Raw genomic sequence first — 22,379 nt, forward strand, 5'->3', positions numbered from 1 at the left:
TAAATAATGCCATTAATTTCTCTTGCCGACGGTCTTGCGCACGCCAGACAGCACCGCTACGCGCTGGGCGCGTTTAACGTGCTCGACTCCCACTTCCTGCGCGCGCTGTTCGCCGCCGCAAAGCAGGAACGCTCGCCGTTTATCATCAACATCGCCGAAGTGCATTTTAAGTACGTGTCGCTGGATTCTCTTGTCGAAGCGGTTAAGTTCGAAGCCGCCCGTCACGATATTCCCGTGGTGCTCAACCTCGACCACGGCCTGCATTTTGACGCCGTCGTGCACGCCCTGCGCTTAGGGTTCAGCTCGGTGATGTTCGACGGCTCTACGCTGAGCTACGAGGAAAACATCCGCCAGACGCGGGAAGTGGTGAAAATGTGCCACGCGGTCGGCGTGTCGGTGGAGGCGGAGCTGGGCGCGGTCGGTGGCGATGAAGGCGGCGCGCTTTACGGACATGCGGATGAAGCCTTCTTCACCGATCCGCAACTGGCGCGCGAATTTGTTGATTCAACCGGCATCGACGCGCTGGCCGTCGCCATCGGCAACGCGCACGGCAAGTATAAAGGCGAGCCGAAGCTCGATTTCCCGCGCCTGGACGCCATTCGCCAGCAGACGGGGCTGCCGCTGGTTTTACACGGCGGCTCCGGGATTAGCGATGCTGACTTCCGCCGCGCCATTGAGCTGGGCATTCATAAAATCAATTTCTATACCGGGATGTCGCAGGCCGCGCTCGCCGCCGTGGAGCAGCGCATGGCTAACCGCCAGCCGCTGTACGACGAGTTTGCCGAGCTGCTGCTGGGGATAGAAGAGGCGATTACGGATACGGTCGCCGAACAGATGCGCATCTTCGGCAGCGCGGGGCAGGCATAATGGAACGTAAAGGCATCATCGCCGCAGGCAATATGCTGGTGGACCACGTCCACCAGATCGTGCAGTGGCCGGAGCGCGGCTGGCTGGCGGAAATCACCCACAGCGAACGCTCAACCGGCGGCGCGCCGCTCAACGTCCTGCTGACGCTGGCGAAAATGCACGTTGGCCTGCCGCTGCAGGCGGTGGGGCTGATTGGCGAAGATGGCGACGGGGACTACATTCTGGCAATGCTCGACCAGTACCACGTCAACCGCCAGCGCGTTCAGCGCACCACATTTGCGCCAACCTCCATGTCGCAGGTGATGACCGATCCCAGCGGACAGCGCACCTTTTTCCACTCGCCGGGGGCCAACCGCCTGCTGGATCTACCCGCCTTCGATCGCTTAGACGGATCGATGAAGATCTTCCATCTCGGCTATCTCCTGCTGCTCGACAGCCTGGATATGCCCGATGACGAATTTGGCACCCGCAGCGCGCGGCTGCTGGCGCAGATGCGTGACCAGGGGTATGAAACGTCGCTCGATCTGGTTTCCCGCAAGGGCGACCCGCGCTATCAGCCGCTGGTGCTCCCTGCCCTGCGACATCTCGACTATCTGGTAATTAACGAGCTGGAGGCCGGTGAGTTTAGCGGCCTGACAATGCGTGACGAAAACGACGCCCCGCACGTTGCCCATATCGCCGACGCCGCGGCGCAGCTGCTGGCGGCCGGGGTACGCCAGCGGGTGGTGATCCACTGTCCGGAAGGAGCATGGGGAGAAGCACATGGTGAAGAGGGTCGCTGGATCCCGTCATGGATGCTGGAGCAGGAAGAGATTATCGGCAGCGTCGGCGCGGGCGATGCCTTTTGCGCAGGCTTTTTATACGGCTGCCATGAATCGCTGCCGCTAACAGAGAGTATTTATCTGGCACACGCCTGCGCGCGAGCAAGCCTGCTGGCCGCCAATGCGATTGATGGCGCAAAAACGCTGGCCGAGCTGCAGGCGTTTATTCGCGAGAGTGTTTAATTTAACAATAATTGCGATTTTTCATTACAGATCTATGAATTTTACATCTCCGAACTACACTCTCTCCATCTGGCATATTCGGCGTGGGCAGCACTCTGTCCGCACGCTTTTCCGAAATGAGATAGAAAGAGGACAAGGGAAAAATGTTCGCAGCCATCATCATCGGTATTTTCATTATCAGCGTTATTTATGCGCATTCACGCGGCAAAGAAAAACAGACGCTTTCTCGTCAGCTCTTCGACCATTCGACGTTCATGGCGCCCATCAATATGTTTATGACGGCTTTTTCTTCCCTGCCCGCCAGGCAGCCTTTCTTTGAAACAGAACGTTTTCCTGAATTAAATAAGCTGACGGAAAACTGGCTGATTATTCGCGAAGAGGCGCTGCGTTTGCAGCACCATATTAAGGCGGCGGAAAATAATAACGACGCCGGCTTTAACACCTTTTTTAAACGCGGCTGGAAACGGTTTTACCTGAAATGGTATGCCGATGCCCATCCCTCCGCGCAGTCTTTATGCCCGGTGACGACCCGGCTGGTGAGTGAAATCCCCTCGGTGAAGGCGGCCATGTTTGCCGAGCTTCCGGCGGGTGCAAAGCTTGGCAAGCACCGGGACCCGTACGCGGGCTCGGTTCGTTACCATCTGGGCTTATTCACACCGAATGACGACCGCTGCTTTATTGAAGTCGACGGGCAGCGCCATAGCTGGCGGGATGGTGAAGCCGTTATTTTTGATGAGACCTACGTCCACTGGGCAGAGAATAAATCGGATCAAACGCGCATTATTCTCTTCTGCGATATTGAGCGTCCGATGAAATGGCGCTGGGCGCAGGCGGTTAACCATTGGGTGGGGACCACGCTGATGTCTGCAGCCAGCTCACCGAATGACGAGAATGACAGCACCGGCGGCATAAACCGCATTTTTAAATACGTTCATGCGGGCCGCGAGCGGGGGCAGCGTCTGAAAAAAAGAAACCGTAAGGCCTATTACGCCCTCAAGTATCTGTGCATCATCGCAATTTTTGCCGCCATCATTGTTCCGGCAATAACGTAAGCCTTATGCCGCCTGCTCGGGCCGGCTCACGTCGGTGGCAAACACGTAACCCAGCCCGCGAATGGTTTTGATGAGCGCGGGCTGATGCGGATTAGCCTCTATTTTCCGGCGCAGGCGCATGATCAGCACGTCAATCGTGCGGTCGAACACGTCGGCGCTTTCGCTGTGGGTCAGCTCGAGCAGCCTGTCACGGCTCAGCACACGACGGGCATTTTGCGTGAGCGCCAGCAGCAGGCCGTACTCGCCCTGGGTTAAGGGCACGGGATTACGCTGCGGATCGCTCAGCTCGCAGCGGGTGGTATCTAGCGTCCATCCGTTAAACGCAATGCCCGCGACGGGTGCTGCGGGAGCTTCCGCCGCCAGCACACCCGTACGGCGCAGCACCGCTTTCACGCGGGCAACCACCACGCGCGGGTTGAACGGTTTGGCAATATAATCGTCGGCCCCCATCTCCAGCCCCACCACCACGTCTGACTCACTCCCCAGCCCGGTTAGCATCACAACCGGTAGCGCCGGGCGCTGCTTTTGCAGCTGCAGCAGAACCTGCAGGCCGTTGATATCCGGCAGCATCATATCCAGCAGCACAAGCGCGATATTCGGCTCCTGCTGCACCTGGCGCAGCGCATCCTGGCCGTTATGGCAGACAAGCACGCTAAAGACGTGCTCGCTCAGCACGTCCTGAAGCAGTTCGCAGACTGCCGTATCGTCATCAACCACCAGAATCGCCGGTTTCATCGTATGCTTCCGTCAGGGGATTATGTTAAGTCTGAACTATTCTGCCGTCGGCTCCAGTCAAAAGGTTTTTTCAGTGACGGAAATTCAACCCATGTCACATCCGCCGCCCTGTCGACACGTCAATTTTGACGATTGGCTGCTTTTTGTCAGGGTTTTCACCCCGGATGGGCCGTAAAGTCAGGGGATACCCATACAAAAAACATGGCATAGAAGCTGCATAGTGGGTGCGAACGATTCGATTAACTGGAGCAGACTGATGAAAAAAGTCGTCACGGTTTGCCCTTATTGTGCCTCAGGTTGCAAGATCCACCTGGTGGTCGATAACGGCAAAATCGTCCGGGCGGAGGCCGCACAGGGGAAAACCAACCAGGGCACGCTGTGCCTGAAAGGTTACTACGGCTGGGATTTTATTAACGATACCCAAATCCTCACCCCGCGCCTGAAAACCCCTATGATCCGCCGCGAGCGCGGCGGCAAGCTGGAAGCCGTCTCCTGGAACGAGGCGCTGGATTACGTCGCCACGCGCCTGAGCGCCATCAAGGCCAAGTATGGCCCGGATGCCATCCAGACTACCGGCTCTTCCCGCGGGACGGGAAATGAAACCAACTATGTGATGCAAAAATTCGCGCGCGCCGTTATTGGTACCAATAACGTCGACTGCTGCGCTCGCGTCTGACACGGCCCATCGGTTGCAGGTCTGCACCAGTCGGTCGGTAACGGCGCAATGAGTAATGCCATCAACGAGATAGATAATACCGATCTCGTCTTCATCTTTGGTTATAACCCGGCGGATTCTCACCCTATCGTCGCGAACCACGTTATTCGCGCTAAACAGAATGGGGCGAAAATCATCGTCTGCGATCCGCGCAAAATTGAAACCGCGCGCATTGCGGATATGCACATTGCATTGAAAAACGGCTCGAACATCGCGCTGTTGAATGCAATGGGACACGTCATCATTGAGGAGAGCCTGTACGACCAGGCGTTTGTCGCGGCCCGTACAGAAGGCTTTGAAGAGTATAAGAAAATAGTCGAGGGCTATACGCCTGAATCCGTCGAAGCGATAACCGGCGTCAGCGCGCAGGAGATTCGTCAGGCGGCCAGAATGTATGCCGGGGCAAAAACCGCCGCCATTCTCTGGGGTATGGGCGTAACCCAGTTCTACCAGGGCGTGGAAACCGTGCGCTCGCTCACCAGCCTCGCGATGCTGACCGGTAATCTGGGTAAAGCCCACGTTGGCGTGAACCCGGTGCGTGGTCAGAATAACGTGCAGGGCGCCTGCGATATGGGCGCGCTGCCGGATACTTATCCGGGCTACCAGTACGTGAAGTTTCCGGAAAACCGCGCCAAATTCGCGAAGGCCTGGGGCGTGGAAAGCCTGCCGGAACACACCGGGTATCGCATCAGCGAGCTGCCGCACCGCGCGGCGCATGGCGAAGTGCGTGCGGCCTACATCATGGGTGAAGATCCGCTTCAGACCGACGCCGAGCTTTCTGCAGTGCGTAAAGGGTTTGAGGATCTGGAGCTGGTGATTGTCCAGGATATCTTCATGACCAAAACTGCGGCGGCGGCGGATGTGATTTTACCGTCGACCTCCTGGGGCGAGCATGAAGGCGTCTATACGGCGGCGGACCGCGGCTTCCAGCGCTTCTTTAAGGCGGTCGAGCCGAAGTGGGATCTGAAAACGGACTGGCAGATCATCAGCGAAATCGCCACCCGCATGGGCTACCCGATGCACTACAACAACACCCAGGAGATCTGGGACGAGTTGCGCAGCCTGTGTCCGGACTTCTACGGCGCCACCTATGAAAAAATGGGTGAGCTGGGGTACATCCAGTGGCCGTGCAGGGATGAGTCAGAGGCCGATCAAGGCACGTCCTATCTCTTTAAGGAGAAATTCGACACCCCGAACGGGCTGGCGCAGTTCTTCACCTGCGACTGGGTCGCGCCGATCGATAAACTCACCGACGAGTATCCGATGGTGCTCTCCACCGTACGTGAAGTGGGCCATTACTCCTGCCGCTCGATGACCGGAAACTGCGCCGCGCTGGCGGCGCTGGCGGATGAACCGGGCTACGCGCAGATCAACACCGCCGATGCGGAACGGCTCGGTATTGAGGATGAAGCGCTGGTGTGGGTGAACTCGCGCAAAGGGCGGATCATCACCCGTGCGCAGGTCAGCGATCGTCCAAACAAAGGGGCGGTCTATATGACCTACCAGTGGTGGATTGGTGCCTGCAACGAGCTGGTAACAGAGAACTTAAGCCCGATAACCAAAACGCCGGAGTATAAATACTGCGCCGTTAACGTTGAGCCGATTGCGGATCAGCACGCGGCGGAACAGTACGTGATCGATGAATATAACAAGCTGAAAGCCCGACTGCGCGAAAGCGCAATGGGTTGAAGCCGTTAATTCATCGCTGAATAAAGGGAGTGATATATTCACTCCTTTTTTATTTTCGATTAATTCATAAGAAATATAAATTATTATTCTGGAAAGCGGCTCGCAGAAATAATGTAATTTACGCAGAATAGAATTACATCTTTGCATTTTAATTCAGAGGGATAAGATGTTCGGCGGGTGCTTAAGACTTTCTGTCTTGAGCATTGTTGAGGGACAGAAAGTGGAAAGCCCCGGGAAATTTTCATTCACCCGAGGCTACCCCTCAACAACCAACAGGTTGAGAGTAGCCTCTTATTCTTTTTTTGACAAGGAGTAAAAGGCATGACGCCATTAAAAACTGCGTTAGGCATCGTCTTTATTGTTTGCCTGACGATAGTGATTTTTACCTTTATTACTCGCGGTAAGCTCTGCGAGTTCTCAATAAAGAGTAAGCATCAGGAGGTGGCGGCAAAATTAGCCTGCAACGCAGGCTAATCTCTACGGGCGGAACAACGGTTCCGCCCGGCTTGTAGGATGCTGAGGTCTTAATGCACCCATTTTTTTCTTTTGCGCCCGCGATTATACTGCGCGGCGTGTACCCAGATGATAAGAATCCATGAAAGCCATTTTTCTGTTGTTATTGTTTTTTACGTCCTTCGCCCGCGCGGATGAGATAGGCAGCCAGTATCGACAACAGGCCGAAGCCGGTGATGCGCGTGCCCAGTATTATCTTGCCGATACGTACTTCAGCTCCGGCGACAGCAAGCAGGCCGCGCAGTGGGCCGAGAAAGCCGCGAAAGGCGGCGATGTCGACGCCATGGGGTTGCTCTCGCAAATCCTCTTTACGCAAGGTGATTACGCACAGGCCAAAGCCCTGGCCCAACAGGCAAACATTGCTGGCAGCAAACGCGGTGCGATCATGCTGGCGCGCATTCTGGTGAATACTCAGGCGGGGAAAACTGACTATCCCCAGGCCATCAGACTGCTGCAAACGGCGACCGAAGATATCGACAGCGACTCTGCGGTCGATGCCCAACTGCTCCTGGGGCTGATTTATGCCAACGGCGTCGAGGTAGCGCAGGATGACGTGCAGGCTGCCTCGTGGTTCAAGCGGAGTTCAGCCCTTTCGCGTACCGGCTATGCCGAGTATTGGGCTGGGATGCTGTTCAGGCAGGGTGAGAAAGGCTTTATCACGCCCAATAAACAGAAAGCACTGTACTGGTTGAACCTGAGCTGTACGGAAGGGTTTGATACGGGGTGCGAAGAGTTTGATGCGTTGAGCGGGGAATAAAATCCCCTCACCCTAACCCTCTCCCCAAAGGGGAGAGGGAGACAACGTTACATTACTGGTCAGCAGTCTTATCAAAACGACCCAGCACCTCGCGTTCATACGCCAGCGCCTTTTTACGATCGAATTTGTGTTCCCACTTGGCGATAACCAGCACCGCCAGCGCATTACCCACCACGTTCAGCGCCGTACGCGCCATGTCGAGGATACGGTCCACACCGGCGATAAAGGCCAGACCTTCCAGCGGAATGCCTACGCTGCCCAGCGTCGCCAGCAGCACCACGAACGAAACGCCCGGTACGCCTGCGATACCTTTAGACGTCACCATCAGCGTCAGTACCAGGACGATCTCCTGCCACAGCGACAGGTCAATGCCGTACAGCTGAGCAATAAAGATAGCGGCGATACTCTGGTACAGCGTCGAACCATCCAGGTTAAAGGAGTAACCGGTCGGCACCACGAAGCTGGTAATAGAGGCAGGCGCGCCGTAGGCTTCCATCTTCTCAATAATACGCGGCAGCACGCTCTCAGAGCTTGCCGTAGAGTAGGCCAGAATCAGCTCATCTTTCAGGATACGAATCAGGATCCAGATGCTCAGCCCGCACAGACGCGCCACGATGCCCAGCACCACCAGTGCGAAGAACAGGATGGCGAAGTGCACCAGGATCACCAGCTTCGCCAGCGGCCACAGGGAGGCAAAACCGAAGTTCGCCACGGTGACGGCGATAAGCGCAAACACCCCTACCGGCGCGTAACGCATCACCATGTGGGTCACTTTAAACATGGTCTCGGAGATAGAGCGGAACACGGTCACCAGCGGTTCACGGTGCGTCGCGGGCAGAGAAGAGAGCCCCAGACCAAACAGTACCGAGAAGAAGATGATCGGCAGCATTTCGCCCTTCGCCATCGACGCCACGATGTTGGTCGGCACCAGCGACAGGATTGTGCCCATCAGGCCATGCGCATGGCTCTGCACGTCAGCGGTCGTACTTTGGTATTTCGAAATATCCACCGTTGCCAGCTGCGACATATCGATCCCGGAACCCGGCTGGAACACGTTCGCCAAAGTGATACCAAGAATGATCGCAACCGTAGTGATCACTTCGAAATAGATAATGGTTTTTGCACCAATACGACCTAACTGCTTCGCATCGCCGACGCCCGCAATACCGACCACCAGCGTCGAGATCACAATCGGAACCACAATCATCTTGATCAGATGAATGAAGATATCCCCTGCCGGTGAGAGCAGGTTCGCAATCAGCCATTCGCGGCTGTCGCTGTGATAGTGAAGGTAACTGCCCAGCAAGATGCCCAGCACAAGGGCGATTAAGATCTGCCAGGCAAGGCTGACTTTAACGTTTTTCATAGAAACTGACTTCCTCAATGAAGCGCCTTATTCACTCAAACTGCATGAATATGGAGACATACTGAAAGGGTATGAATTGTGTTGCGTTGGTTTATGGGATTTTTTAACGCGGCGTATGAGTATCATTTGCGCGACCTGTTGCGCAAGCCTTAAAGAACGACGCGTTTCACTCACAAAAGCGACGATGACGGCAGTTTGTTCTAATTCTGATAAATAACCTTTTGTTATAAAAACGCTTTTTTAAACATAAATGTGAATAATCGTCAGCATAAATTATTTTCCTTCAAAGATTCATTCGCTCAATTTTCATACTCTTCAAACAATGCGTGATCTGCAGCCCAAATAATAAACAAAGCTTGTAAAGCCCCTACAATTAACGTTTTTGCGACATATTATTAACATCTTACAAGGAGAAAAAAAGCCATGAGCCAAATACACAAACATGACATTCCCGCAAATATTGCGGACCGTTGCCTGATCACCCCGGAGCAGTACCACGAGAAATATCAGCAATCTATCACCGCCCCGGACACCTTCTGGGGTGAGCAGGGTCATATCCTTGACTGGATCAAACCTTACCAGAAGGTGAAGAATACATCCTTTGCGCCCGGCAATGTCTCCATTAAATGGTATGAAGATGGCACCCTGAACCTGGCGGCGAACTGCCTTGATCGTCACCTTGCCGAGCGCGGAAACGAGACGGCGATTATCTGGGAAGGCGATGATGCCTCCCAGAGCAAACACATTACCTATAAAGAGCTGCACCGCGACGTGTGCCGCTTCGCCAACGTCCTGCTGGAAAAAGGCATTAAAAAAGGCGATGTGGTCGCTATCTATATGCCGATGGTGCCGGAAGCGGCTGTAGCTATGCTGGCCTGCGCGCGTATTGGTGCGATCCACTCCGTTATCTTTGGCGGTTTCTCACCAGAAGCGGTTGCGGGCCGTATTGTCGATTCCAGTTCAAAACTGGTGATCACCGCCGATGAAGGCGTGCGCGCCGGACGCGGAATCCCCCTGAAGAAAAACGTCGACGAAGCGCTGAAAAACCCGAACGTCAAAACGGTCAGCAACGTCATCGTCCTTAAGCGTACCGGCGGCAAAATCGACTGGAACGAGGGGCGTGACCTGTGGTGGAGCGACCTGATTGAAAAAGCGAGCGACCAGCATCAGCCTGAAGAGATGAACGCAGAAGATCCGCTCTTCATTCTTTACACCTCCGGCTCGACCGGTAAGCCGAAAGGCGTGCTGCACACCACCGGCGGCTATCTGGTCTACGCGGCCACCACCTTCAAATACGTCTTTGATTACCATCCGGGCGACATCTACTGGTGTACCGCCGACGTGGGCTGGGTTACCGGACACAGCTACCTGCTGTACGGCCCGCTGGCCTGTGGCGCAACGACGCTGATGTTTGAGGGCGTACCGAACTGGCCGACTCCGGCGCGGATGTGTCAGGTGGTCGACAAGCATCAGGTCAATATTCTCTACACCGCGCCAACGGCGATCCGCGCATTAATGGCAGAAGGCGATAAAGCCATCGAAGGCACTGACCGCTCTTCATTGCGCATCCTCGGTTCCGTGGGTGAGCCCATCAACCCGGAAGCCTGGGAGTGGTACTGGAAGAAAATCGGCAACGAGAAATGCCCGGTCATGGACACCTGGTGGCAGACCGAAACCGGCGGCTTTATGATCACCCCGATGCCGGGCGCCACTCAGCTGAAAGCGGGCTCGGCAACGCGTCCGTTCTTCGGCGTACAGCCTGCGCTGGTGGATAACGAAGGCAACCCGCTGGAAGGGGCCACCGAAGGCAACCTGGTGATCACGGACTCGTGGCCGGGTCAGGCGCGTACCCTGTTCGGCGATCACGATCGCTTCGAGCAGACCTACTTCTCGACCTTTAAAAACATGTACTTCAGCGGCGACGGCGCGCGTCGTGATGAAGATGGCTATTACTGGATCACCGGACGCGTGGACGACGTGCTGAACGTCTCCGGCCACCGTCTGGGCACCGCTGAGATTGAATCGGCGCTGGTGTCGCATCCGAAGATTGCCGAAGCCGCCGTTGTCGGCATTCCGCACAACATCAAGGGCCAGGCAATTTACGCTTACGTCACCCTGAACCACGGGGAAGAGCCGTCGCCAGAACTCTATGCTGAGGTGCGCAACTGGGTGCGTAAAGAGATTGGCCCGCTGGCGACGCCGGACGTGCTGCACTGGACCGACTCGCTGCCGAAAACCCGCTCCGGCAAAATCATGCGCCGTATCTTGCGCAAAATCGCGGCAGGGGACACCAGCAACCTCGGTGATACCTCAACGCTCGCGGATCCTGGCGTGGTGGAAAAACTGCTCGAAGAGAAGCAGGCCATCGCAATGCCTTCCTAGTGTTTTCTCCCTCTCCCCTCACCCTCTCCCCATAGGGGAGAGGGGATAAAAACAAACCAACCTTACCTTTGGAGACTCTGTGATGAATGACCATATTTGTCAGCAGATAGAGAATAGTGCGCACTACAGGGAGCTCGTCGATAAGCGGCAACGGTTTGCCTTCACCCTTTCCATCATCATGCTGATTATCTATGTCGGCTTTATTCTGCTGATCGCCTTTGCGCCGCACTGGCTGGGCACCCCGCTGCACGAGGGCACCAGCGTGACGCGCGGTATTCCGATTGGCATTGGCGTAATCGTGATTTCATTTGTGCTGACCGGCGTTTACGTCTGGCGCGCGAACGGTGAATTCGATCGCCTTAATAAAGCGGTACTGCAAGAGGTAAAAGCATCATGAAGAGAATTCTGACGGCGCTCGCCGCCACGCTTCCCTTTGCCGCCCACGCGGCAGATGCGATTACCGGCGAGGTACAGCGCCAGCCAACCAACTGGCAGGCGATTGTGATGTTCCTGATTTTCGTGGTGCTGACGCTGTATATCACTTACTGGGCGTCGAAACGCGTGCGCTCCCGTAACGATTACTACACCGCAGGCGGCAATATTACCGGCTTCCAGAACGGGCTGGCGATTGCGGGTGACTTTATGTCCGCCGCCTCGTTCCTCGGGATCTCCGCGCTGGTGTACACCTCCGGCTATGATGGCCTGATCTACTCTCTCGGCTTCCTCGTCGGCTGGCCGATCATTCTGTTCCTGATTGCCGAGCGCCTGCGCAATCTGGGCCGCTATACCTTCGCCGACGTGGCCTCGTATCGCCTGAAGCAGGGGCCGATTCGCACCCTCTCCGCCTGCGGCTCGCTGGTGGTGGTGGCGCTGTACCTGATTGCGCAGATGGTCGGCGCGGGTAAATTGATCGAACTGCTGTTCGGCCTGAACTACCACATCGCGGTAGTGCTGGTGGGCGTGCTGATGGTGATGTACGTGCTGTTCGGCGGCATGCTCGCCACCACCTGGGTGCAGATCATCAAAGCCGTTCTGCTGCTGTTCGGCGCCAGCTTTATGGCCTTTATGGTGATGAAGCACGTCGGGTTCAGCTTCAATAACCTGTTCACCGAAGCGATGGCGGTCCACCCGAAAGGGGAAGCCATTATGAGCCCGGGCGGGCTGGTGAAAGACCCGATATCGGCCCTGTCGCTCGGTCTGGGCCTGATGTTTGGCACGGCGGGTCTGCCGCATATCCTTATGCGCTTCTTCACCGTGAGCGATGCGCGTGAAGCGCGCAAGAGCGTCTTCTACGCTACCGGCTTCATGGGCTACTTCTATATCCTGACCTTTATCATCGGCTTTGGCGCGATCATGCTGGTGGGGGCGAACCCGGCGTTTAAAGACGCGGCGGGCGCGCTGATTGGCGGTAACAACATGGCGGCGGTGCATCTGGCGGACGCCGTGGGCGGTAACCTGTTCCTCGGCTTTATCTCTGCCGTAGCCTTCGCCACCATTCTTGCGGTGGTTGCGGGTTTAACGCTGGCCGGGGCGTCTGCGGTGTCGCACGACCTCTACGCCAACGTCTTCCGCAAAGGCGCGAGCGAGCGCGATGAGCTGAAGGTCTCGAAAATCACCGTGCTGGTGCTGGGCGTCGTGGCGATTCTGTTGGGCATTCTGTTCGAGAAGCAAAACATCGCCTTTATGGTGGGGCTGGCCTTCTCGATTGCGGCAAGCTGTAACTTCCCAATCATTCTGCTTTCCATGTACTGGTCGAAACTGACCACCCGTGGGGCGATGATTGGCGGCTGGCTGGGGCTGCTGACGGCGGTGATCCTGATGATTCTGGGACCAACCATTTGGGTGCAGATCCTCGGTCACGCCAGCGCCATCTTCCCGTATGAATACCCGGCGCTGTTCTCTATTGCCGTGGCGTTTATCGGTATCTGGGTCTTCTCGGCAACCGACAATTCGCCGGAGGGTAACCTGGAGCGTGAGAAATTCCGCGCCCAGTTTATCCGTTCACAAACCGGTCTCGGCGTTGAGCAGGGCCGCGCGCACTAAGCCTTTCTCCCCGGTCATTCTGGCCGGGGAGCTTAAAACATCACCCACGCCACCAGCGGCGCAACCAGCACCATCACCACGCCCGACAGCATCATGACCAGGCTCGCGACAACGCCCTCCTGCTGGCCCAGCTCATAGGAACGTGCCGTGCCCGCGCCGTGCGACGCCGCGCCAAATCCCGCGCCTTTGGCCATTCCTTCCCGAATAGAAAGCCGCAGAAAGAGCATATCGCCCACCGCCATCCCAAAGACGCCCGTCACCACCACAAACAGCGCCACCAGGTCCGGCTGTCCGCCGAGGGGTTTAGCCGCCGCCAGGGCGAACGGCGTGGTCACGGAGCGTACGGCCAGGCTGCGCTGAATTTCGTCGGGCAGCGTAAACAGCCGCGCCAGCCAGACGGAGCTACAGACCGCGACCACCGTGGCGGTAATCACGCCTGCGCTGAGCGACATCCAGTGGCGTTTGATAATCGCCAGGTTGTCGTAAACGGGCACGGCAAAGGCGATGGTCGCCGGGCCGAGCAGCCACAGCAGCCAGTGGGATTCACCAATATAGTTTTGCCAGGAGATATGACCGAAGACCAGCATCAGCACCAGCAGGATCGGCGTAAAGACCAGCGGCATCAGCGGCAGGGCATGAAAACGGCGATACAGCCGCTTGTTGGCAAAGTAGATCCCGAGCGTCGCAATCAGGCACAGGACGCTGATCTGAAAGTTAGTCATGTTTGTGCCTGCTGATTTCAAACCGGTACACTTTATCCACGACCCAGGCGGTCGCTCCCAGCACCATCAGCGTACTCAGCGCGATCACCGCGAAGATGCGCCAGCCGTCCACCATCAGCAGCTGCGCATAGTTCACCACCGCCACCACGGCAGGGACAAAGAACAGCAGCATCTCCGCCAGCAGCCAGCGCGCCCCGGCGCGCACCCAGTTGAGGGGGATTACGCGACAGAGGATGAGCGTCAGCATCAGCAGCATCCCCACCAGGTTGGCAGGCAGCGGCAGGTGGAGCCAGCCGACAAGATATTCGGCGAAAACAAACAGTCCCGCGTAGAGCAGTACCTGAACCGGGACCTGGAGTCGTTGTACAACGGCAGGCGTAACACGGCTTAACGCCAAGGCCATGGGGGTTTTCCTCAAAAATGAGACGAGGCGCCAGTATAGTGAGCGCACGGTGTGGACTGAAATGAATTAAAATCATCAAAGGTATAGTTTCGAGGAATAATCATGGACATAAGAACGCTGCGCTATTTTGTCGAAGTGGTTCGTCAGCAAAGTTTTACCCGCGCAGCGGAGAAGTTGTTTGTTACCCAGCCCACCATCAGCAAGATGCTGAAAAACCTCGAAGATGAACTGAACTGTACCCTGCTGATCCGCGACGGGCGCAAGCTGCTGCTGACCGACACCGGACGCGTGGTGTTCGAGCGTGGGCTGGCGATTCTGGCGGAGTTCCGCCAGCTGAAAGCAGAGCTGGACGATATTAATCATCTGACCAAAGGAGTGCTTCGCCTCGGCATTCCACCGATGGTGGGGATGATGATGGCCGGGCCGATTAGCCTGTTTCGCCAGCGCTATCCCGGCGTAGAGCTGAAGATTTCGGAGTTCGGCGGGTTAACCGTCCAGCAGGCCGTCACTAACGGCGAGCTCGACGTGGCCATGACTGCCCTCCCCGTTGAGGAAGAGAGCGGCCTGGCGACGCTTCCGCTCTTTAGCCACCCGCTGTGCGTGCTGGTTCCCCGCTCCGGCGACTGGCTGAAGTTAGACTCGGTGAAGCCTGAACTGCTCGGCGAGCATCCTCTGCTGATCTACAACGAAGACTTCGCTCTCAGCCGCCAGCTGATGACGCTGTTTAACCAGCATAACGTCAAGCCACGCATTGCGGTACGCAGCGGACAGTGGGATTTCCTGGCGGCGATGGTGCAGGCCGGCGTGGGGATTGCCATTCTGCCGCAGCCGATTTGCGAGCGTCTGGATAAAAACACGCTGCGCTGGATCCCACTGGAGAGCGATCTGCACTGGCAGTTAGGGATGATCTGGCGTGAAGGGGTCTATTTGTCGCAGAGCGCGCAGGCGTGGCTGCAGTGTTGTGAGGGGTTTTGGGTGCGGTCTGAATAGTGCCCGGTGGCGCTTACCGGCCTACGTTCGAACCGTAGGCCGGGTAAGGCGAAGCCGCCACCCGGCAAAACAGCGCTACTGATTCTCTATCAACAGCGCTTCCAGCAGGTCCAGATCGTGCAGCAGCTTTTGCAGCGTCTCGTTGCTGATCTGGCGCGTGGCGCGCAGGTGATACAGTTCGGCACGCTCTGAGCGCAGCGCCGCCAGGCGGAACCGGCGTTCCAGGTTCTCCTCCTGCAGCGAGCTTTCCACATCGTTACGCCCGTCCGCGCGGCGACGAAGGTTACCAATCACCCGGGAACTCACTTCCGTCAGCAGCTGATTGTCGATGTTCTCTTCCGCATCTGCGGCCAGACGCTCTTCCATTTTCTGAATGGCGACAATGGCCACTTCGGCGGTGGCTGCGCGCGCAATGCGCTCTTCCTTGTGCTGCTGGGTCGAATCGCCGACATCAATATGCTGCAGCAGGATCGGCAGCATAATCACGCCGACAAACAGTGAGAAGAGAATCACGCCCGCCGCCAGGAAGACCAGTTCGTAGCGTGCCGGGAAGACATCGCCTGTCGGCAGCAGCAGCGGAATGGAGAGCACACCGGCAAGGGTGATCGCCCCGCGTACGCCCGCAAAAGAGGCAATCAGCAGTTCACGCGTTGTCCACGAGCCGAACTCCATCGGTTTTTTCTTCAGGAAGCGGACGCTGAAGTTTTTCATCGTCCACAGCCAGCCGAAGCGCACCAGCATCAGCGCCATGTAAATCAGCACGATGTCGGTAAACAGCATCCAGACCTCAACGTTCGGGTCGGCCTCCGCCGCCACCAGCGAGGACTCCATAATGCCAGGCAGCTGCAGGCCCAGGAGCAGGAACACCATGCCGTTAAAGACAAACTCCAGCATGGCCCAGGTGCTGTTTGCACGCAGGCGCATGGCCAGCGGCGCGCGGCGCATTACGCCGGAACGGGTAATGGTCATCCCTGCCGCAACCGCTGCCAGAATGCCCGACACGCCGATATGTTCGGCAATCAGATAAGAGGCAAACGGCAGCAGGAACAGCAGTACGATCTGCGTAGCGGGTTCATCGCCGCCCCAGCGGCTGAGGAAGCGCAGCGAGCGGCCGTACAGCCAGCTCACCACGAAGCCTGCGAGAATACCGCCAATCGCCACCTTGAAGAATTCCAGCGTTGCGCCGCCGACGGTAAAGACCATCGTACCCATCGCTACGGCCACGGCAAACTTCAGGGCGACCAGGCCGGAGGCGTCGTTCATCAGCGCCTCACCCTGTAAAATCCCCATGATTTTCTTCGGAATACGGCCTTCACCCACAATGCCGGACAGCGCCACGGCATCGGTTGGCGACAGCACGGCGGCCAGCGCAAAAGCCGGTATTAACGGAATGCCCGGTACCGTCCAGTAGATCAGAAAACCAATCCCGACGACGGTGACCACCACCAGCGCCAGCGCCAGGCCGAAGATCTCTCGCCCGTGCTCAAGGAATTCGCGCGTGGGCGTTTTCCAGCCATCGGCAAAAAGCAGTGGCGGAATAAACAGCACGAGGAACAGTTCGGGGTCAAATTCCACGTGCAGGCCAAACGTCGGCCACGCCAGCAGCGCGCCGATGGCAATTTGCATTAATGGCAGGGGGACCTGAAAGGGCAGTACGCGTGTAACCACCCCGGATAGCGAGACCACAAGGGTCATAATGAGTATTGTGAAGAAGATTTCCATGCGTTCCCTGTTTGCTGTGTTGCTTATGTACTCCGGAAGGCGTCGTGCCTTTTATTCTATCTTCCCCAGAGTAACGCAAAAGGCAACAGGATGAGTCCTGAAAATAAAAACGGGCGGCCTGAGCCACCCGTTTTCGCATCAAAGGACAACTTAGATTGCCCAGCCGCCTGCGTAGAACGCCACCAGCGCAACGGCGATAACAACGGTGCCAACGTTCAGCTTGCGCCATTCACCGGAAACCAGACGACCGATCACCAGCGACGCGAAGCCGATCATAATGCCGGTCACGATGTTACAGGTCAGTACGATGAAGACCGCGGTAATCAGGCCAGACATCGCGTCCACAAAATCCGCAAAGTCGATTTTCGCCACGTTGCTCAGCATCAGCAGGCCAACGTACATCAGCGCTGGCGCGGTCGCGTACGCCGGAACCAGGTACGAGAGCGGAGAGAGGAACAGGATCAGCATGAACAGCACGCCGACGGTGATCGCCGTCAGGCCGGTTTTGCCGCCTGCCGCCGTACCCGCCGCGGACTCGATGTACACCGCCGCAGGCGCCGCACCCACCAGACCAGAGAAGACGCTGCTCAGGGAGTCAGTGGTCAGCGCTTTGCCGCCGTCAATAATCTGACCGTCTTTATCCAGCAGGTTCGCCTGACCGGCCACCGCACGAATAGTACCGGTCGCGTCAAACACGGCGGTCATCACCAGCGCCAGCACGCTTGGGAGGATCACCGGGTTCAGCGCGCCAACGATATCCAGGCTGCCAATCAGGGAGTTGCCTTTGTCATCGCTCAGCGACGGCATGGCGAAAATGCCGGAGAAGTGGACGTTCGGATCGAAAATCAGGCCCACAATCGACACGCCGATAATGGTCAGCAGAATGCCGCCCGGGACTTTTAGTTTTTCCAGACCGATAATCACCGCCAGTCCGATCAGCGACATGATCACCGGGAAGCTGGCGAAATGGCCGAGCGCCACCGGCAGGCCGTCCAGCGGGTTCTTGATGACCAGGCCGACGCCGTTGGCGGCGATCAGCAGCAGGAACAGGCCGATGCCGATGCCGGTACCGTGCGCCACGCCCTGCGGCAGGTTGCGCAAGATCCAGCTACGGATGCCGGTCGCTGAAATAATGGTAAACAGCACACCCATCAGGAACACGGCGCCCAGCGCAACCGGTACGCTGATGTGCTGACCCAGCACCAGGCTGAACGCGGTAAACGCGGTCAGGGAGATGGCGCAACCAATCGCCAGCGGCAGGTTCGCCCACAGGCCCATCACGATAGAGCCCACGCCGGCCACAAGGCAGGTCGCTACAAAGACAGCCGCTGGCGGGAAGCCCGCTTTGCCCAGCATGCCCGGCACAACGATGACGGAATAAACCATCGCCAGAAACGTTGTCAAACCGGCAACGATTTCCTGACGCACGGTGCTGCCGCGGGCCGAAATTTTAAACATGGCGTCAAGTGAACCGCCAGTACGCGCAGATGGCGTAGACATAGAAAACATCCCCTGAGAGTTTTTTAGGAAGTCCGTAAGCGAGGTGGAGACGCCACTGCCAGCTAAACGTCAAATCCTTGTGTTGCGTTTGCGACGAAAGGGCGTCACAAAAAAAGCAAACGTTTAGCTCCGCGCTTACAAACGGGTGGTCAAATTAAGGCAAACGATTATCTAGCCTAATCCCCGCCCTTTTCAACTGAACTTTATCGTTTTTCGCTAAAATTCACTTATGACGCTGAAGAAATAAACAGAGGATGCGCAAACGTTATCGTCAATGCGCAATTTGTTTACATTTAATCCTCACCCGGGATGGATAACGGCCCCCCTTGCTCCAGAGTTCTTTGCCAGCCAGGGCTGTTCTCAACCTTACTTTTCCATGCCTGAATATGCGGCAGGTTGTTAATACCGCCGCGCGCCAGCAGGGCAAAAATCGGAAAGCTCATCTGGATGTCGGCCATGCTGAGCGTATCCCCGGCAAACCAGCTGTTTTTAGCCAGATGTGATTCAATAAAGCGCGCATGGGTTTCCAGCTGGCGGTTGAGGTACGCTTTCTGCACCCCCTGCCCCAGCGCTTTCCCCAGGGTTCTGATACCAAACGGCACCGGCGGTTTGCCGAGGCTGCTGAAGACCAGCTTCATTAGCAACAGCGGCATCAGCGATCCTTCCGCGTAGTGCAGCCAGAAGCGGTACTGCACCTTATGCGCCGGATCTAAAGGCTTAAGCCGCGACTCGGGATCGTAAGTTTCCTGCAGGTACTCCAGAATGGCGCCAGACTCCGCAAGGATCAGCCCGTTATCTTCGATAACCGGTGATTTACCCAACGGATGCACCTTTTTGAGAGCCTCCGGTGCCAGCATGTTTTTTTGGCGCTGATAGTGAACGATCTCATAAGGCAGGCCGAGTTCTTCCAGCGCCCAGATGGCGCGGTGTGAGCGCGACTGGTTAAGGTGGTGTACCGTGAGCATGGCTTTCTCCTGTTATTCATACTTTTTAACTATAGAAAATTGAACAACACCGCGAAAAAAATTCGGCTAAAAACCGGCCAGCGACGCTGGCGAAAAAACGGGGCTTGCATAAAATTAAAGTGTCAGCACAATCCGGAACCTCCCCAACCAGCTCGACACTGAGGGGTGCTGACGTCGGGGGAAACCCTCCCGTGAACCAGCGGGATAGAGTGAAAGACAAAGACCGGGAAAAACTAAAGCGCCCTTATGTGGCGCTTTAGTTCTTTATGTGCTTTTTGCCGCGCAATCTCAATCCTCTTCCAGCAGCCGTGCCCCCGTCCCCTGCTCGCCCAGTTTGTCCCCGGGGTTACGCAGCGGGCAGTCACTGCGCGACAGGCAGCCGCAGCCGATGCAGCCATCCAGCTCGTCACGCAGAGCGACCAGCGTGTGAATACGCCTGTCCAGCTCTTCACGCCACTGGGACGACAGCTCTTTCCACTCTTTCGGACTCAGCGTGTGCCCTTCCGGCAGTACCCCAAAGGCCTCACCGATCGTGGCCAGGGGAATTCCGATTCGTTGCGCAATTTTGATTATCGCCACGTAGCGGAGCACGTCGCGAGTATAGCGACGCTGGTTACCCCCGTTACGGATGCTCTTGATTAACCCTTTGCTTTCATAGAAGTGGAGCGCCGATACCGCAACGCCGCTTCGCTTCGCCACTTCACCGGGAGTTAAAAGCGCTTTAATTCGCGGCAATCTCTTTTCCATAAAACCTCTTTACCTCAAGTTAACTTGAGGAATTATACTCACCCGCAGAGAAAACGACGAATTAACCGAGATAGTTGTATCTACAGAGGGGCAACCTTATGTCGCATCAGCAGATTATTCAGACGCTTATTGAATGGATTGATGACCATATCGACCAACCGTTGAACATTGATGTGGTCGCGAAAAAGTCGGGCTATTCGAAATGGTATTTACAGAGAATGTTCCGCACGGTCATGCATCAGACGCTGGGTGAGTACATTCGCCAGCGCAGACTTCTGCTGGCAGCGCAGGCGCTACGCTCAACGCAGCGGCCCATTTTTGATATCGCGATGGATCTTGGCTATGTGTCGCAACAAACCTTTTCCCGCGTGTTTCGCCGCGAGTTTGACCGTACGCCGAGCGACTATCGCCACCAGTTGAATTAATCACTCTCAGTGCAAAGGCTGCTGCTGCCAGGTCATAAATTCCTGGGGCGGCATCGCTTTCGCGAAGTGCCATCCCTGACAAAACTGGACGCCGCGCTTCAACAGCCAGCTCACCTGCTCTGCCGTCTCTACCCCTTCCGCAATGGTTTTCAGGCGCAGGCTCTGCGCCATCTCGATAATATGCTCGGCGATCAGGTGGCTGGTACTGTTGGTCGTTAAGGTATCAATAAACGATTTATCAATCTTCAGGATATCCACGTTCAGCGAGTAGAGGTTGTGCAGGTTCGAGTAGCCGGTACCGAAGTCATCGATCGCGACTTCATAACCCGCCTGACGGAAAGCCTGAATCACCGGCGTGGTTTTTGGCACATCAATAAAACCACGTTCCGTCACTTCAATTTTGATTTGCTGCGCGCGGACGGCGTAGTGGCGAGCCTTGTCGGAAATCATAGCGATCAGCCGCGAGGAGTGAAAATCCGTGGCCGACAGGTTAATCGAAATATAGAGATGCGGATGCTCGGCCAGGAAATGGCCCAGATCGTTGAACACCTCCTCAACGACATAGTCCGTAATCCGCTCGCTCATTCCCTCATTTTCCGCCAGCGGAATAAACTCAGCCGGGCTCATCACCTGCCCGTTAAAACCCGGCCAGCGTAACAACGCTTCCGCACCCACACACTGGTTGTTCTTGATATCAATAATCGGCTGATAGTGGACGCAAAGCTGTCGCTTGTTCAGCGCCCGGTGCAGTAAGCGCCCCGGTGAATTAAGCTCACGATGGGTACGGGACCATACCAGCAAAATAATAATGCTGCAGATCATGCCCAGCGGTAGCGTCAACGTCGCCTGGTGATAAAGCGTTTCATAAAAGCGTTTATTCGATGTCGACACAATGGCCGCAATAGGTCTTTTGGGAGACGTTACTATCGTATAAAAGCGGTTATCTTTTTGAAATACCGATTCCTTATCTCGAATCATCGAATTTAATAAAGAAACATTGGCTTTCTGGCTAACCGAAAAGAAAGCATTGGTTACCGTGTCGTACACCCCCCACGAGAGAGAATGATCCGCGGACATGACTTCGCTGTATGAAAGCGGATTGACGACCACCACATAATTTCCGCGCTGCATATATGTCATTTTATAGCCATTATAAAATGGGGTATCGCGATAATAATAGATAGCGACGTCAGGTTTACGCGTGTAATTAGCGACAGGAATAGCGTAGGGATGATCCGGTGTAAAAACGGTCGAACAAAGAAAATTCTGACCTTCAGCGTAAATTAAATCGGCGACAAACAGGCGGCCACGAACAACGTTCAGCATATATTGACGGTGTCCCGGCGTGCAAAGCTCACCCTGATATTTTTCAGCCTCGTCCCGGGCCAGCTCAACTTGTTGAATAACCAGCTCTGTTTTGTCCAAAGCCAGTTCAGCAAATGTGCGTAGCTGTGCGCTTGTTTCAGACACGGCGCGTAGCTGGGCAAACCATAGCGCAAGCATCACCGGCAGCATAACTACCATGATGATCCCTACCACCCTGAGCATTTTGCGCTGCGCGCTACGATTCATTTCCCGCCCTATATCCCTGCATGTTGTACGCCTGTAGTAATGAAGGCCGGATGCTTTGTTAAACAGGTGATTACGTTGCATGAATCATGCAAAGTTAGCAACTGACTTTTAGTATTAAAAATCTTAAATTTCGTTATGACGATAATATTTTCCCGTAAGTTAAACTGTAAGTATTCGTTCCGTTTCAATTAAGGGAAATAATTATCCAGC

At 56.1% G+C, this 22,379-nt stretch carries 20 protein-coding genes; 11 read left to right on the forward strand and 9 right to left on the reverse strand.

Annotated elements, in window-relative coordinates:
- Positions 1-6 precede the first annotated feature (6 nt).
- The 3 genes from ACWYRJ_RS07655 to lpxO all read left to right on the forward strand — a co-directional run bounded on the left by ACWYRJ_RS07655 (position 7) and on the right by lpxO (position 2,923).
- Entirely contained in the window at positions 7-867 is an 861-nt protein-coding gene (locus tag ACWYRJ_RS07655) for a ketose 1,6-bisphosphate aldolase (RefSeq protein WP_455507672.1), read from the forward strand.
- Complete coding sequence (locus ACWYRJ_RS07660; protein WP_111964190.1) at positions 867-1,871, forward strand: carbohydrate kinase family protein; 1,005 nt, start codon at positions 867-869, stop codon at positions 1,869-1,871. Before ACWYRJ_RS07655 ends, ACWYRJ_RS07660 begins: the two co-directional genes overlap by 1 nt.
- A gap of 143 nt (positions 1,872-2,014) precedes the next feature.
- A complete protein-coding gene (gene lpxO, locus ACWYRJ_RS07665; protein ID WP_115876902.1) occupies positions 2,015-2,923 on the forward strand; it encodes a lipid A hydroxylase LpxO in 909 nt (302 codons plus the stop codon).
- 3 nt (positions 2,924-2,926) lie between these two features.
- On the opposite strand, the gene ACWYRJ_RS07670 is transcribed toward lpxO, so the two are convergent.
- The gene (locus ACWYRJ_RS07670) at positions 2,927-3,658 is read right to left on the reverse strand and encodes a response regulator (RefSeq protein WP_455507673.1); all 732 of its coding nucleotides are present in this window, start codon (positions 3,656-3,658) and stop codon (positions 2,927-2,929) included.
- Positions 3,659-3,914: 256 nt separating this feature from the next.
- On the opposite strand from ACWYRJ_RS07670, the gene fdhF reads away from it, so the two are divergent.
- From fdhF to ACWYRJ_RS07685, 3 genes are all read left to right on the forward strand, one after another.
- Entirely contained in the window at positions 3,915-6,062 is a 2,148-nt protein-coding gene (gene fdhF / locus ACWYRJ_RS07675; RefSeq protein ID WP_455507674.1) for a formate dehydrogenase subunit alpha, read from the forward strand.
- A 321-nt stretch (positions 6,063-6,383) separates the two neighbouring features.
- On the forward strand, positions 6,384-6,536 hold the full coding sequence (locus tag ACWYRJ_RS07680; RefSeq protein ID WP_111964193.1) for a Hok/Gef family protein: 153 nt from the start codon (positions 6,384-6,386) through the stop codon (positions 6,534-6,536).
- 121 nt (positions 6,537-6,657) lie between these two features.
- Positions 6,658-7,332 carry a tetratricopeptide repeat protein gene (locus ACWYRJ_RS07685; protein ID WP_111964194.1) on the forward strand — a complete coding sequence of 225 codons (675 nt, stop codon included), beginning with the start codon at positions 6,658-6,660 and terminating at the stop codon, positions 7,330-7,332.
- Between the two features lie 52 nt (positions 7,333-7,384).
- Here ACWYRJ_RS07685 and gltP read toward each other — a convergent pair whose 3' ends face one another.
- Positions 7,385-8,698 (reverse strand): glutamate/aspartate:proton symporter GltP, encoded by a 1,314-nt coding sequence (gene gltP, locus ACWYRJ_RS07690; RefSeq protein ID WP_024906735.1) that lies wholly within the window; start codon positions 8,696-8,698, stop codon positions 7,385-7,387.
- A gap of 423 nt (positions 8,699-9,121) precedes the next feature.
- On the opposite strand from gltP, the gene acs reads away from it, so the two are divergent.
- The 3 genes from acs to actP all read left to right on the forward strand — a co-directional run bounded on the left by acs (position 9,122) and on the right by actP (position 13,123).
- Positions 9,122-11,080, forward strand: coding sequence for an acetate--CoA ligase (acs, locus tag ACWYRJ_RS07695; RefSeq protein ID WP_115876906.1), 1,959 nt, complete (start codon positions 9,122-9,124; stop codon positions 11,078-11,080).
- 82 nt (positions 11,081-11,162) lie between these two features.
- Positions 11,163-11,477: a DUF485 domain-containing protein gene (locus ACWYRJ_RS07700; protein WP_008503396.1), complete on the forward strand. Its 315-nt coding sequence runs from the start codon at positions 11,163-11,165 to the stop codon at positions 11,475-11,477.
- On the forward strand, positions 11,474-13,123 hold the full coding sequence (gene actP / locus ACWYRJ_RS07705; protein ID WP_021242771.1) for a cation/acetate symporter ActP: 1,650 nt from the start codon (positions 11,474-11,476) through the stop codon (positions 13,121-13,123). The genes ACWYRJ_RS07700 and actP overlap by 4 nt, the downstream gene beginning before the upstream one ends.
- A 32-nt stretch (positions 13,124-13,155) precedes the next feature.
- Here actP and ACWYRJ_RS07710 read toward each other — a convergent pair whose 3' ends face one another.
- Both ACWYRJ_RS07710 and ACWYRJ_RS07715 read right to left on the reverse strand, forming a co-directional pair.
- Entirely contained in the window at positions 13,156-13,845 is a 690-nt protein-coding gene (locus ACWYRJ_RS07710; RefSeq protein WP_024906731.1) for an LrgB family protein, read from the reverse strand.
- Entirely contained in the window at positions 13,838-14,248 is a 411-nt protein-coding gene (locus tag ACWYRJ_RS07715; protein WP_367071618.1) for a CidA/LrgA family protein, read from the reverse strand. The genes ACWYRJ_RS07710 and ACWYRJ_RS07715 overlap by 8 nt, the downstream gene beginning before the upstream one ends.
- 102 nt (positions 14,249-14,350) lie before the next feature.
- Here ACWYRJ_RS07715 and ACWYRJ_RS07720 point away from each other — a divergent pair, with 102 nt between their 5' ends.
- Positions 14,351-15,238, forward strand: a complete 888-nt coding sequence (locus tag ACWYRJ_RS07720; protein ID WP_111964196.1) for a LysR family transcriptional regulator — start codon at positions 14,351-14,353, stop codon at positions 15,236-15,238.
- Positions 15,239-15,313: 75 nt separating this feature from the next.
- Here the strand turns inward: ACWYRJ_RS07720 and ACWYRJ_RS07725 are convergent, their stop codons facing one another.
- From ACWYRJ_RS07725 to soxR, 4 genes are all read right to left on the reverse strand, one after another.
- Positions 15,314-16,960, reverse strand: a complete 1,647-nt coding sequence (locus ACWYRJ_RS07725) for a Na+/H+ antiporter (RefSeq protein WP_111964197.1) — start codon at positions 16,958-16,960, stop codon at positions 15,314-15,316.
- Between the two features lie 150 nt (positions 16,961-17,110).
- Complete coding sequence (gene ghxP, locus ACWYRJ_RS07730; protein WP_115876909.1) at positions 17,111-18,460, reverse strand: guanine/hypoxanthine transporter GhxP; 1,350 nt, start codon at positions 18,458-18,460, stop codon at positions 17,111-17,113.
- A 293-nt stretch (positions 18,461-18,753) separates the two neighbouring features.
- Complete coding sequence (locus tag ACWYRJ_RS07735) at positions 18,754-19,425, reverse strand: glutathione S-transferase family protein (protein WP_115876910.1); 672 nt, start codon at positions 19,423-19,425, stop codon at positions 18,754-18,756.
- A gap of 288 nt (positions 19,426-19,713) precedes the next feature.
- The gene (gene soxR, locus ACWYRJ_RS07740) at positions 19,714-20,172 is read right to left on the reverse strand and encodes a redox-sensitive transcriptional activator SoxR (protein ID WP_008503388.1); all 459 of its coding nucleotides are present in this window, start codon (positions 20,170-20,172) and stop codon (positions 19,714-19,716) included.
- A gap of 98 nt (positions 20,173-20,270) precedes the next feature.
- Between soxR and soxS the strand changes: the two genes are divergently transcribed.
- Positions 20,271-20,597 carry a superoxide response transcriptional regulator SoxS gene (gene soxS, locus ACWYRJ_RS07745; RefSeq protein WP_008503387.1) on the forward strand — a complete coding sequence of 109 codons (327 nt, stop codon included), beginning with the start codon at positions 20,271-20,273 and terminating at the stop codon, positions 20,595-20,597.
- A 6-nt stretch (positions 20,598-20,603) separates the two neighbouring features.
- Here the strand turns inward: soxS and ACWYRJ_RS07750 are convergent, their stop codons facing one another.
- A complete protein-coding gene (locus tag ACWYRJ_RS07750) occupies positions 20,604-22,169 on the reverse strand; it encodes an EAL domain-containing protein (protein WP_455507675.1) in 1,566 nt (521 codons plus the stop codon).
- Positions 22,170-22,379 lie beyond the last annotated feature (210 nt).

The sequence above is a fragment of the Enterobacter sp. genome, assembly GCF_977039595.1.